This window comes from Micromonospora sp. NPDC092111 (assembly GCF_044755745.1).
In the GTDB taxonomy this organism is placed as follows: Bacteria; Actinomycetota; Actinomycetes; order Mycobacteriales; family Micromonosporaceae; genus Micromonospora.
The window spans coordinates 1,096,620-1,109,468 of record NZ_JBIVRQ010000001.1 but is presented as its reverse complement, the minus strand read 5'-3'; the positions used below and the strand labels follow the sequence as shown (position 1 = coordinate 1,109,468).

Annotated in this window: 10 protein-coding genes; 2 read left to right on the top strand and 8 right to left on the bottom strand. The window is 75.0% G+C overall.

The features are described 5' to 3' along the window. Window positions 1-71: 71 nt before the first annotated feature. The 4 genes from ACIQG9_RS04625 to ACIQG9_RS04610 all read right to left on the bottom strand — a co-directional run bounded on the left by ACIQG9_RS04625 (window position 72) and on the right by ACIQG9_RS04610 (window position 6,629). On the bottom strand, window positions 72-2,384 hold the full coding sequence (locus ACIQG9_RS04625) for a putative bifunctional diguanylate cyclase/phosphodiesterase (RefSeq protein ID WP_400398405.1): 2,313 nt from the start codon (window positions 2,382-2,384) through the stop codon (window positions 72-74). 115 nt (window positions 2,385-2,499) lie between these two features. Continuing rightward, window positions 2,500-4,017 (bottom strand): hypothetical protein, encoded by a 1,518-nt coding sequence (locus ACIQG9_RS04620; protein ID WP_400398403.1) that lies wholly within the window; start codon window positions 4,015-4,017, stop codon window positions 2,500-2,502. Further along, window positions 4,014-5,102 carry a hypothetical protein gene (locus ACIQG9_RS04615; RefSeq protein ID WP_400398401.1) on the bottom strand — a complete coding sequence of 363 codons (1,089 nt, stop codon included), beginning with the start codon at window positions 5,100-5,102 and terminating at the stop codon, window positions 4,014-4,016. The genes ACIQG9_RS04620 and ACIQG9_RS04615 overlap by 4 nt, the downstream gene beginning before the upstream one ends. Window positions 5,103-5,237: 135 nt before the next feature. Then, window positions 5,238-6,629, bottom strand: a complete 1,392-nt coding sequence (locus ACIQG9_RS04610) for an MFS transporter (protein WP_400398399.1) — start codon at window positions 6,627-6,629, stop codon at window positions 5,238-5,240. A gap of 188 nt (window positions 6,630-6,817) precedes the next feature. On the opposite strand from ACIQG9_RS04610, the gene ACIQG9_RS04605 reads away from it, so the two are divergent. Beyond that, window positions 6,818-7,147, top strand: a complete 330-nt coding sequence (locus ACIQG9_RS04605) for a YciI family protein (protein WP_400398397.1) — start codon at window positions 6,818-6,820, stop codon at window positions 7,145-7,147. Between the two features lie 65 nt (window positions 7,148-7,212). Beyond that, on the top strand, window positions 7,213-8,424 hold the full coding sequence (locus ACIQG9_RS04600; RefSeq protein WP_400398794.1) for an RNA polymerase sigma factor: 1,212 nt from the start codon (window positions 7,213-7,215) through the stop codon (window positions 8,422-8,424). A 49-nt stretch (window positions 8,425-8,473) separates the two neighbouring features. Here the strand turns inward: ACIQG9_RS04600 and ACIQG9_RS04595 are convergent, their stop codons facing one another. The 4 genes from ACIQG9_RS04595 to ACIQG9_RS04580 all read right to left on the bottom strand — a co-directional run bounded on the left by ACIQG9_RS04595 (window position 8,474) and on the right by ACIQG9_RS04580 (window position 12,711). Beyond that, window positions 8,474-9,337 carry an SRPBCC family protein gene (locus ACIQG9_RS04595; RefSeq protein WP_400398395.1) on the bottom strand — a complete coding sequence of 288 codons (864 nt, stop codon included), beginning with the start codon at window positions 9,335-9,337 and terminating at the stop codon, window positions 8,474-8,476. Beyond that, window positions 9,330-9,890 (bottom strand): helix-turn-helix domain-containing protein, encoded by a 561-nt coding sequence (locus ACIQG9_RS04590; RefSeq protein WP_400398393.1) that lies wholly within the window; start codon window positions 9,888-9,890, stop codon window positions 9,330-9,332. The genes ACIQG9_RS04595 and ACIQG9_RS04590 overlap by 8 nt, the downstream gene beginning before the upstream one ends. Before the next feature lie 98 nt (window positions 9,891-9,988). After that, a complete protein-coding gene (locus tag ACIQG9_RS04585) occupies window positions 9,989-11,332 on the bottom strand; it encodes a class I SAM-dependent methyltransferase (protein WP_400398391.1) in 1,344 nt (447 codons plus the stop codon). Next, entirely contained in the window at window positions 11,329-12,711 is a 1,383-nt protein-coding gene (locus ACIQG9_RS04580; RefSeq protein WP_400398389.1) for an FAD-binding oxidoreductase, read from the bottom strand. The genes ACIQG9_RS04585 and ACIQG9_RS04580 overlap by 4 nt, the downstream gene beginning before the upstream one ends. Between the last annotated feature and the right edge of the window lie 138 nt (window positions 12,712-12,849).

Genomic DNA, 12,849 nt, shown 5'->3' with positions numbered 1-12,849 from the left:
AGAGGGGGAGCCGCGAACAGCGGACCGCCGGCGAGCGGGAGCGGCGCACAGCGGACCGGCGGGCGGTGGGATCAGCGGACGGCGGACCGGGCGTGCAGGGCGGCCAGCCCACCGGGGCGGCCGTAGCGGTAACCCTGGCCGTGCACGCAGCCGATCGCGGTGACCGCCGCGTGCTGCCCCTCGGTCTCCACCCCCTCGGCCACCACCGCCAGGTCGAACGCCCCGGCCAGCCGGGTCACCATCTCCACCGTGGCGTACGCCCGCGCGTCGGAGTCCAGTCGGGCCACGAAGGACCGGTCGATCTTCAACTCGGTGGCCGGGATGCGGTGCAGGTAGCTCAGCGACGAGTAGCCGGTGCCGAAGTCGTCGATGGCGATCCGGATGCCCAGCTCACGGAGCTGGGCGAGGCGCTCCAGCACCGACTCGCTGCCGTCGATCAGCGCCGACTCGGTCAGCTCCAGGGTGAGCGCGCGGGGCGCCAGGCCGGCGCTGGCGGTGGCCGCGGTGACGGTGGCGATCAGGTCGGGACGGCGCAGGTGCGCGGCGGCGATGTTGACCGCGACGGTCGCCTCGGGGGCCCGGTCCCGCCAGGTCGCGGCGGCCCGGCACGCCTCGTGGATCACCCAGCGGTCGATCGGCACGATCAGCCCGGTCTCCTCGGCCAGCGGCAGGAACGCCGCCGGGGCGAGCAGGCCGAGCCGGGGGTGCCGCCAGCGGACCAGCGCCTCCGCGCTGCGTACCGCGCCGGTGGCCAGGTCGACGATCGGCTGGTACTCCAGGTGCAGTTGCTGCTCGTCGACCGCCCGGCGCAGGTCGGCGATCAGCTCGGCCCGGGTCACCGCCGACTCGCGCAGCGCCGGGGTACAGGTGCGGTACGCGGACTTGCCGGCGGCCTTCGCCGCGTACATGGCGATGTCGGCGTCGCGGAGCAGGTCGGTGTGGGAGGTGTGCTGCGGGCCGTACTCGGCGATGCCGATGCTGGCCGACGGGTGGACGCCGCCGTCCTCCTCGCCCGGGGCGGGTTGCAGGGCGGTGAGCAGCCGTTCGGCGAGGCGTTCCGGGGCGATCGGCCGGTCGCCGTCGACCAGCACCGCGAACTCGTCGCCGCCGAGCCGGGCGATCGTCCCGTCGCCGTCGACGGCGGCCCGCATCCGGGCCGCGATGGTGGTCAGCAGGGCGTCACCGGTGGCATGCCCGAACCGGTCGTTGACCTGCTTGAAGCCGTCCAGGTCGAGGAGCAGGACGGCGACCGGCGGCCCGTCGCGCAGCGCCCCGCGCAGCCGCCGGTTGAACATCAGCCGGTTCGGCAGCCCGGTGAGCTGGTCGGTGTAGGCGAGCCGGCGCAGCCGGGCCACCAGCCGCAGGTTCTCGTTGGCGGCCAGCCCCTGGCGCAGGGCGAGCACCCCGAGCAGCGTCATCATGCCCACGAAGATCAGCGGCGGGGTCTGCCCGGTGGGCCGGCTGGCCAGCACCACCGCGATGATCGCCCCACCGACCGGCAGGTACGGCAGGGCCACCCGCCACCACGGCGGCAGCGGGGACTCGCCGACCTCCTCCGCGCCGTCGTAGGACGGCGGCGGCGACCAGGTGGTGGCGATGCCGATCAGCAGGTAGCTCAACGGCCAGCAGACGTCGATCGGGTTCCCGGGGGTGTAGCTGCCGTGCGCGGCGAGCGAGACGTAGACCGCGTCGGCGCCGGCCCGGGTGGCCAGGCTCGCCCCGATCAGGGTCAACGGCCGCCACACCGGCCGGCCCGGCCCGGCCACCGCCACCAGGATGGTGAGCTGCATCAGGTCGATGATCGGGTAGAGCAGGCCGAGGGTACGCACCGGATCGGCGAGGTGGGCGGCGGCGACACCACGGAACACCACCACCCAGCCGATCGGGATCAGCGCCAGCCCGACGATCACCCCGTCCAGCACGGTGCGGGCCCGGCCGACCACGCTGCGCGGGGCGGACAGCGAGCAGAGCAGGGCGGCGGTGCCGGTGACGATGCCGGCGCCGAAGACCGCCCCGACCAGCGGGGTGTGCGGCAGCTCCCCGCCGCCCAGCCGGGCCACCGTCCACAGCAGCCGGCCGACGGCGGCGAGCCCCATGGTGACCGCGAGCAGCGTCCAGAACCGGCGCAGCGCGGCGGGGTGCCGGCGGGCGGCGCGGGTGCAGGCGACGGTGGCCCAGCCCGCCACCGCAGTCGCGGTGAGGTCGCTGGCCAGGGCCGCCCCGGGCAGCGCCGCGACCAGCCAGCCCAGCTCCAGCAGGACGGCCGCCGACGCGACGACCGCCGCCACCCGGTGGACACGGAGCGGTCGGATCGGTGCGCCGGCCACGGAGGCGGCGTCCTGGGGCAGCACGGTGATCGCTCCGGCTCTCTCTCCTGTGCGCACCTCGACGGTGAGGACCGGCCACGGGACGGCGAACCATCGAAGCGTAGCCAGCGGTACCGTCGGCCGCCAGGGTCGGCCCGTCAGGTATCCGACCGCCGGGCGCGCTCCCACCGGCTCAGGTCCACTCCTCGGCGGGGTCACCGTCCACCTCGGGCGGCGTGCCGTCGGCGGCGCGGACCGGCGGGCCGCCGTGCGTCCACGGCGTCTCCTCCGCCGCAGGAAACGCCCCGACCGGCAGGAACGCGTCCGACAGGGTGGTGAGGCAGAGCCTTTCCCCCGCCTCCGGCACCGTCCCCGGCGGCGCGGTCAGCCCCCGGCCCATCCCCCCGGACAGCTCCAGCACCACCTCGGTCTTGCCGTCCGCCGCCGGGGTCAGGAAGACCACCTTCGCCTTCTGCGCCGGCCGGGCCGTCGACCACAGCGTCGCCCCGACCGGCACCCGCACCGGCTCGGTGGTCACCACCTGGATCCTCGGCCGCAGCACCGGCCGCTTACCGCTGTCGTCCACCCGCCCGGGGTCCGCCAGCGTGACGTCCCCGACGAACGCCTCACCGGTCAGCCGGTGCTCCGCCATCACCAACGGGTCGTCGTAGGCACGCTGCACCGCGTACGAGGTCAGCGCGCGTTCCAGCCGGTGCAGCCGGACGGCCGCCGCCACCGCGCCGTCGCGCCTGGGCTGCGGCCCGCCCCCCGCGTCCAGGTGCTCGGCGTGACCGGTGAACGCGTCCCGGTCGCCGTCCCACCGGCCGGCCACCCGGGCACCGGGCGGCAGCGCGCGCAGCAGCCCGACGCCGCGCCACATCAGCTCCCAGGTGGGCGTGAGCTGCCCGCGCAGCACCCGCTCCAGCTCCGCGTACGCGACCCGCCGCGCGGCCGGGTCGTCGGCGCTCGCCGCGTACCCGGCCATCGCCGGGGCGAGCACGGTGTTGTCGAACTCCGGGTCGGTGGCCGGCCCGGCCGGCGGACAGACCCGGGGATCCTCGGCGCGGGCGGCGGCCTCGGCACCGGACCGCCCGGCCGGCGGGTCGACCCAGCCGAGCAGCGCCGGCAGGTGCAGGTCCTCCACCGCGCTCTGCCCGGTCGCCCAGTGCAGGGTCAGCGCGTCGGTCAGCGCCACCAGCGCCGACGAGCCCGGATGCTCGGCCCGCTCGGCGAAGAAGGTCAGCCAACGGCCGAGCAGCGGCACGGCCGGGTGCACGGGGTACTCGCCGTCCGGCCGGCGGAACCGGGTCGACCGGCCCAGCAGCCGCAGGAAGATGACCCCGGCCGGGTTCGGCACCAGTAGCTGCGGCGCGTCGACGTACCGGTACCGGACGTCCCGACCCCGGTCCACCGGCACCGCCTCCGAGACGCCCCGGAAGCCGTCCAGGTACGGCAGCACGATCCCAGCCAACTCGGCGACGAACCGGAACCGCTGGTCCCGGTTGCGGGGCTGCGGCACGACCAGCAGCCGGGCATCGTCCGGGGCGGTGCCGACCAGCGCGGCGAGCGGGGCGTGCGCCTCACCGGCCATCGCCAGCGGCACCAGCACCAGCGGGCGCTCCGCCAGGTGCAGGTGCCGGACCGTGGCCACCGGCTGGGCCACCCCGGCCGCGAGGGCCTGCGCCTTCGCCAGCGCGCGCAGCGTACTCACCCGGGGTTCCCGGCGAGGGCGTCGGCGCGCAGCCGGGCGGCGGCCCGCAGCAGCGCGGCGGCCTCCTCCCGCGCCGGGTCGGCGACCCGCTCGCCGGCCGCCAGCGCCAGCACCTCCGCGACCTCGGCGAGGCCGCCGAGCGCCTCCCGGACCGGCCGGCCCAGCGCGCCGGTCTGCCCCCGCGACTCGTCCCGGCAGAAGTACGCCAGCTCGCAGCTCGCCAGGCACTCGGGCGCGTAGCGGGCCGGCACGGTACGCAGCGCGGCGGTCAGCGTCGCCGGGTCGACGGTCGGGTCGACGGTGAACCCGGCCGGCACGGCGGCCAGCAGGTCGTCCAGCCGGGCCATCCGGTCGAGCTGACGGCGCAGCACCAGCAACTGTTTGCGCACGTCGAGCAGGCTGGCCACCGGCCGGTTGGCGAAGTCGCGCGGGCAGACCAGCACCACGTCGGGCGAGACCGACTCCGGGTCCCGGCCCTCGGCGGCCAGCAGCTCCCGCAGGGCCAGCACGTAGACGGCCGACTGGATGGCGGCGGCGGACACCTTCGCCGGATCGGCCTGACCGTCGACGACCGGGAACGACTTGATCTCCACCACGTGGAACCGGCCGCCCAGCCGGGCGGCCACCAGGTCGGGCTCCAGGTGCACCCGCTGACCGGCCACCGTCAGGCCGAGCAGCGGATGGTCGAACAGCGCCGCCTCCGGCCCGCCGGCGGTCAGCGCGACCCGGGACCGCTCGCGCCGGTCCGGCAGGTCGTCCGCGCCGCCCAGGTCCGTCCAGCCGGCCCGCTCCGGCACCGGTACGCCCAGCCGCTCGGCGACCAGCCGCAGCAGCTCCGCCCCGCCGTCCGCCTTGACCTGCGCCTCGAACGCGTTGCCCCGGGTGATGGCGAACCGGGACTGGCCGAACCGGGCCGGGAAGCCGACCCGCTCGGCGAGCGCCGGCTTGTCCACCCCGGCGCCGTCCAGCACGGCCCGACGGGCGCACCCGGGGTTCCCGCTGAGCGCGGCGATCGTCCGGGCGTTGTGCCGTTTCGGGGGCGCGTCGCCCCGGATCTCGGCCAGGCGCTGCGCGGTGCTCGTCACGACAGGCCACGATAGCCGCCCCGACCGACCCCGCCGGCAGGCTCAGCCCGCGACCCGGCTGGGCCGGCGGGCGTGGGTGGCGGCCGGCGGGCCTGGGGTGGCGGCCGGACCTGGGTGGCGGCCCGCCGGGTGGGTTCAGGCCGGCGGGGCGGGCTGGGGCCGGCGCACCCGGGCGCGGCGGACCAGCAGGGCGGTCACCACGGCCGCGAGCAGGGCCAGCACCGCCATCGCCCAGAGCACGGTGTGCAGCCCGCCGGTGAACCCCGGGTCGGCGAGCCGGCCGGCGGTGGTGCTGGCGAGCACCGCGCCGACCACCGCGATGGCCACCGTCTCGCTGGCCAGCCGGGCAGTGTTGATCATGCCGGCGCCGGTGGCCGCCCGTTCCGGGGCGACACTGCCGATGGCGAGCGCGTCGAGCAGCCCGATCGACAGCCCCACCCCGACCCCGATGGTGAGCAGCGGGCCGGCCAGCGCGGCGGTGCTGCTGCCCGGACCGAGGATCGTCGCCCAGCCGGCCCCCACCGCGACCACCACGACCGAGGTGACGATCACCGCCGGGGCCGGCACCAGCCGGGTCATCGCCCCGCTGAGCAGCGGCAGCACCAGCGTCGGCGCGGTCAGCAGGATCAGCGTCGCGCCCGCCGCGCCGGGCCCCATCCCGACCACCGTGGTCAGGTACGACGGCAGGTAGACCAGCAGCGGCACCAGCACCGCGACGACGGTCGCCGCCGCCAGGCAGATGCCGACGAACCGGGGACTGGCGAGCAGGGCCAGGTCGAACATCGGCTCGGCCCGCCGCCGCTCCACCCGGACGAAGAGCACCAGCAGCACGACGGCGCCGACGAACGCGGCGACGATCACCGGAGCGGACCAGCCCAGCTCGGGACCCTGCACGAAGCCGAAGATGAGCAGCAGCAGCGCGCCGGTGAAGGTGACCGTTCCCGGCGTGTCGATCCGACCGGCGTGCGGCTGCCGGGACTCGGGCAGCAGCGGGGTCAGCGCCAGCACCACCAGGGCGGCCAGCGCGGGCGCGGCGAACACGGCCCGCCAGCCGAAGGTGCCGATCAGCAGCCCGGCGATGGACGGCCCGAAGGCCAGCCCCACGCCGATGGTGGTGCCGAAGACACTGAACGCGCGGGCCCGCGCCGGGCCGGTGAAGGTGTGCGCCAGGATGGCCGAGGCGCTGGTCGCGGCAGCCGCCGCGCCGACTCCGGCGAGGGCGCGGAGCAGGTCGAGCAGGACGATGTTCCCGGCGACCGCGCCGAGCAGCCCGGAGCCGGCGAAGAGCGCCACCCCGGTGGCGAAGACCCGGCGTCGGCCGAGCAGGTCCGCCAGCGCGCCGGTGGCCAGCATGAAGCTGGCGAAGGTGGCGTTGTAGCCGTTCACCACCCACTGCACGCCGGCCAGTCCGGCGTCGAGGTCCCGGCCGATCTCCGGCAGGGCGACCGACGCGCCGGTCAGCGAGATCGGCAGCGAGAGGGTGGACAGCAGGACGGCGACCAGCACGACGGCCGGGTGGTTGCGCACGATTCCCCCGTTCTTCGCGGCCGGCTCAGCCTAGAACGGACCGCTGGTGACCGGCCGGCCACGAGGGGAAGATCACGGGGTCAACGCTCGCCGGCCGGTTCCGGGACGGAATTCCCACGGCTGGCTGTCCGAAAGCGGGTCCGCCGTTCGTCACGCTGTTGAGGACCACGACACCGAGGAGCACCACGATGAAGTACATGATGCTGGTCTGCACCGACACCGCGCCGGACACCGACCCGGACGCCGCACCCGACATCGACGGGTGGGTGGCCGAGCGCGACGGCAAAGGGCAGCGCCTGATGGGCAGCCGGCTGGCGGAGCCGTCGGCGGCCACCACCGTCCGGGTACGCGACGGCGAGCTGCTGCTCACCGACGGCCCGTTCGCCGAGACCAAGGAGGTGATCGTGGGCTTCGACCTGCTGGAGTGCGCCGACCTGGACGAGGCGATCGAGGTGGCCCGCAACCACCCGATGGCCTACGTGGGGCGGCTCGAACTGCGGCCCCTGGTCGACCGCTGACGGTGACCGGACCGGTCGACCCGGTCGACCCGGGCGGGGCGTCGGATCCGCCGGACGCGGGCGGGATGCCGGATCCGGTCGGCGCGGTCGCGGTGGCGGGTGCCGAGGCGTACCCGCGGATCGTGGCCGCGCTGATCCGGGTCACCGGGGACTGGACGCTCGCCGAGGACTGTGCCCAGGACGCGTTGGCGGCGGCGCTGGAACGCTGGCCGGACGACGGCGTACCCGGCAATCCGGGCGGCTGGCTGATGACGGCCGCCCGGAACCGGGCGGTGGACGTGCTGCGCCGGGCCACCGTGGAACGTCGCCGGCTCCGCGACCTGGCGCTGCTCACCGACCCGGCCCCGGCCGGCCCGGAGGGGGACATGGTGGACGACCGGCTGCGACTCGTCTTCACCTGCTGCCATCCGGCGCTCTCGCTGGAGGCCCGGGTGGCGCTGACCCTGCGGACCGTGGCCGGGGTGCCCACCGCCGACATCGCCCGCGCCTTCCTGGTCGGCGAATCCACCATGACCCGGCGGATCACCCGGGCCAAGGTCCGGATCGCCGCGGCCGGCGTCCCCTACCGGGTACCGACCGGGCCCGCGCTGGTCGAGCGCCTGCCGGGCGTCCTGGCCGTGCTCTACCTGCTCTTCACCCGGGGGTACGACGCGGACGGCGAGCCCGCCTTCGCCACCGAGGCGATCCGGCTGGCCCGGCTGCTCGACGCGCTGATGCCGGCCGAGCCGGAGGTCGCCGGCCTGCTGGCGCTGTTCCTCTTCCAGCACTCCCGCCGGGCGGCCCGCCGGGACGCCGACGGCGAACTGCTCACCCTCGACCAGCAGGACCGGTCCCGCTGGGACCACGCCGCCGTGGCCGAGGGCCTGGCGGTGCTGGCCCGCGCCGACCGCCCCGGCCCGTACGTCCTCCAGGCCCGGATCGCCGCCTGCCACGCCACCGCGCCGGACGCCGGCCGCACCGACTGGGCGGCCATCGCCCACTGGTACGACGAGTTGCTCCGGCTCCGGCCCACCCCGGTGATCGGGCTGAACCGCGCGGTGGCCCACGGCTACGCGTACGGCCCGACGGCCGGGCTGGCCCTGCTCGCCGAGGCCCGCTCACGTGGGGCACTGGACGGCTACCCGCCGGCCCTGGCGGCGGAGGCGGAGCTGACCGCCCGGCGCGGCGACCCGGTCCGGGCCGCCGCGCTGTTCCGGGCCGCCGCCGGCCTGGTCACCTCGGACGCCGAACGACGCGCGCTGCTCCGCCGCGCCGCCGACCTCGCCCCGCCCGGCTGACGGCGCGCACGCCGGGGCACCCCGGACGAGGGTGCCCCGGGCGTCGGGCTCAGGCCGACGGTGCGCCGGTGCGGATCTCCTCGGCCACCCAGATCGGCTTCCAGTCGTCCATCTCGTGGAAGCGGCGCAGCTCGGCCAGGCCGGCCACCGAACCGCTCCACGCCGCGTACGGCGGGTGGCTCTCGTCGAAGCCGCTCTGCACGAAGGTCAGCTTCGTGCTTCCGCCGGACTCGGCCAGCTCCCAGGTGCTGATCCCGGTCGGCCCCCAGTCCACCGACATCTTCCGGCCGGGCTCCAGGTCGATCACCTTGGCCGCGTACCCGGCGTCGAAGCCGCCCATGGCGTACCGGCCGCCGACCCAGGGCTCGATGCCGATCGGGTAGCCGAACCAGGCGCTGGCCTGGGCGGAGTCGGTCAGCGACTGCCAGACCTTGTCCATCGACGCCGCGATGGTCAGCTCGCCGCGCAGGTCGGCGGAGGTGAAGTCGGTCCTCGGCAGCAGCGGCCGGTCCTCCAGCCGGGCGGCGAGGTTGGCGATCGACAGGCTCCACCAGGTTTGCAGGACACCACGGATGCTGCTGCCGTCCATCGCCTCGGCGAAGTCGAAGTGGCTCTGGCTGAGGGTCAGCAGGGTGCTGTCCGCCCCCTCCGGGCTGAGCCGGATCTCGCTCGTGGTCTCCACGCCGTCGAGCAGCCAGGCGACGCGCAGGGTGTGGTCGTCGGCGGACAGCAGCCGCTGGTGCGGCGCGTCGCCCTCCGGCGTGTGCCGGCCCCAGAACTCGTACCGGTCGGGCAGCTCGACCTCGGCGTGTTCGGTGAGCCAGACGCGCAGCTCGGCCGGGTCGGTGAGCGCCCGCCACACGGCCTCGACCGGGGCGGCGAGTCGGGCACCGATCGTCAACGGTTCAGTCACGGTCTTCCCCCTTGGGATAGCAGGCCACGGCCAGCTTGAAGGCGTCGCCCTCGACGCCGCCGTAGCGGGTGAACAGGTCCCGCAGCGTCGACTGCAGGTCGTGCAGGAACTCCTGCCGGCGCTCGGCCGGCACCCGGATCTCGCCGGAGACCCCGATCGAGGGCAGCTCCGGAGCCGCCCGGTCGAGCGCGGCGACGTCGGCCTGGACCTCCTCCATCAGGTCGAGCAGGTAGCCCAGGCTCAGCTCGTCACGGGCCCGGCGCAGCCCGCCGATCCGGCCGACCAGCCGGGGCGACAGCCAGTACGACCGGGCCGCCGCCTGCCAGATGCCCTCGCTGATGCCGCGCACCTTCCGGCTGGCCACCTGCTCGACCAGGCCGGCCGCGGCGAGCTGCTTGACGTGGTAGTAGACCCGCTGCGGGGTCTGCTCCAGCCGGGCCGCCACCTCGGTGCAGGTGCGCGGCTCGGCCAACTGCCGCAGCACGTCGACGCGCTGCGGCTTGAGCAGGGTCTCGGCCTGCTCGATCTGCTCCAGGTACAGGACGTCTCTCATGGCAAAAACAATCCTGTACGTAAAAAATCTGTTTGTCAATGAGGACGACGAAAGCCGCGCCGTTCCCGACGCGGCTCTCCGTCGTCGCGTCGGACGGGTCAGGGCGTCCAGTCCGGCCGCAGCGGGTAGTCGTTCGTCCCCTCCGGACCGTTGCGGGTCGCCACCACCTGGTGCAACTGGATCTCGTTGCGCTCGAAGCCCAGCCGCGACCCGGCCATGTAGAGACCCCACACCCGGGCCGTGCCCGGACCGACCTCACCCACGCAGAAGTCCCAGTTCGCCACGAGGTTGCGGCCCCAACCGGCCAGGGTCAGCGCGTAGTGCCGGCGCAGGTTCTCCTCGTGGTGCACCTCGAACCCGGCGTCGTGCACCTCGCTGATCAGCCGGCCCGGCCCGGCCAGCTCACCGTCCGGGAAGACGTACCGGTCGATGAACGCGCCGGAGCGGTGCGGGGCCCGGTTGTCGGCCCGGGTGATGCAGTGGTTGAGCAGCCGGCCCCCGGGGCGCAGCCGGTCCCGCAGCGCCCGGAAGTACGTCGGGTAGTTCCGCACCCCGATGTGCTCGGTCAGCCCGATCGAGGAGATCGCGTCGAACTGCTCGCGCGGGGCGTCCCGGTAGTCCAGGTGGCGCACCTCGGCCAGCCCGGTCAACCCCTCCCGCTCGATCGCCGCCTGCGCCCACCGCGCCTGCGCCCTCGACAGGGTCACCCCCAGCGCCCGCACGCCGTATTCCCGGGCCGCGTGCCGGACCATGCCGCCCCACCCGCAGCCGACGTCCAGCAGGCGCATCCCCGGCCGGAGCGCCAGCTTGTTGGCGACCAGGTCGTACTTGGCCGCCTGGGCCTGCTCCAGGGTGTCGGTCGGGCTGTGGAACACCGCGCAGGTGTACGTCATCGACTCGCCCAGCACCTTCTCGTAGAAGGCGTTCGACACGTCGTAGTGGTGCGAGATGGCCGAGCTGTCCCGGGAGCGGGAGTGCCGCAGCCCGCCCAGCACCCGCCGCCAGCGCGGCTGGGCCTCCTGCGGCGGGGCCGGTGGCGGCAGCAGCCGCTCCCAGCCGAGCCCGCGCACCAGGGCCAGCCCCTCGGCGACCGAGGGCGCGCGCAGCCGCAGGTCGTCCTTGAGGACCCGCAACGCCTCGTACGGGTCGCCGGGGTGCACCCCGTCCAGCCCGAGGTCGCCGCTGACGTACGCCCGCGCCATGCCCAGGTCGCCCGGCGCGGTGAGCAGGTACGACAGGCCCCGCTCGGTATGGATGGCGAGGGTGATCCCGGCGTCGGCCGGGCCGATCGCGCTGCCGTCGTAGCCGACGATGCGGACCGGGAGATCCCGGTCGGTGACGGCGCGGACGACGTCCGCGACCGTCGGTCCGGTACGGCGGCCTCCCGCCGGTGGGTCGGCGGGGGCGCTCGCCGCCCCCGGTTCTCGGTCGGTCAGGCTCATTCTCGTGCAACCGCCTTCTCGTAGAGTCCGGTGAGCCGGTGGTCCGGGTCGTAGCGGTCCTTCACGGCACGCCAGGTCTCCCCGCCGTAGAGCCGGTCGAAGGCCGCTCGGTCGTAGTACGCGTCGGAGTAGAGCGACTTGTGCCCGCCCGCCTCCGACACCGCCCGCTCGATCGAGCGGTTCACGTCGCCGTCCGCGGCACCCTCCGCGATCGGCACCGTTCCCCAGAAGCCGATGTTGACGTAGCTCTGCCCGGGACGGAGCGGATACAGCGGCCAGGCCCGACTGGAGCCCGGCCCGGCGGGCTCGCGCAGCCGCAACGGGCAGAGCCACACCGGGGTCATCCCCACGTTGCGGTCGAACCAGCGCAGGAAGTCGGCCGTCCCCTCCAACGGGACCTCCACGTCCTGCACCACCCGCTCCCGGGCGGGCCGGCCACGCCAGCGGTCGACCCGGGCGGCCACCTGGTGCCGGTGCTCCAGCCGGACCAGCCGGTGGTAGACGTCGCTGCGCCGCCAGCGGGACGGCCAGAGCCGGCGCACCACCGGGTGCTGCACCCCGAACGCCGCCGAGCACCAGAACCAGTCGGTGTCCCAGCGCCACAGGTAGTCGTAGGTGCCCAGGGCGTCCCGGACCCGCCGGCGCAGCGAGCGGTAGTAGATGTCCTGGCCGGTGTAGTCGCTGAGCTGCTCCACGTCGTCGGTGAAGGAGCCGAGCACCAGGTACGCCTCGCCGGGGCTGAACACCACCCCGTCCATCGCGTCGACCGGCTGCCCCTCCCACTCACCCTTGGCGATCACGTCGCCGATCGCGTCGGTCAGCTCCGCCAACCGGGTGAAGCGGACGTTGCGCAGGGCGACCGCCCGGCGTACCGGCTGGAGTTCGATGCGCAGCCGGGTGGCGTAGCCGAGGCTGCCCAACGAGTTGGGGAAGGCGGCGAAGAGATCGGCGTGCCGACCCTCGGGGCGGGCGGTGACGATCTCCCCGGCGCCGGTGAGGATGTCGAGTTCGGTGACGGATTCGTGTGGCAGGCCGTTGTGGAACGACGTCGACTCGATGCCCAGCCCGGTGACCGCGCCGCCCAGCGTGATCGTGCGTAACTGCGGCACGACCAGCGGCATCAGCCCGTGCGGGAGGGTCGCGTCGACCAGGTTCTCGTAGGTGCACATGCCCTGCACGTCGGCGGTGCGGGCGGCGGCGTCGACGGAGAGGACGCCGCCCAGGCCGCTGACGTCCAGCCCGGGGCTGGCGGTGGCCGAACGGGGACGGAACAGATTGGAGGTGCGTTTGGCGAGACGCACGGGTTGTCCGGGAGGCACCGCGGCATACGACCGCCGCAGCGCGTCCACCGCCAGATCATGATCACGCAGCGCGCGCATGAGATCACCTTACGCGCGAACCGGCCTGCTGGTGGGACGTCCAACTGGCCATTTCAGATCACCCTCGGGGCGACCGTCGCCGACGTCACGGACCCGCCGACCCACCACCCGCGACACCGGACGGGAACCGGCGCGGCG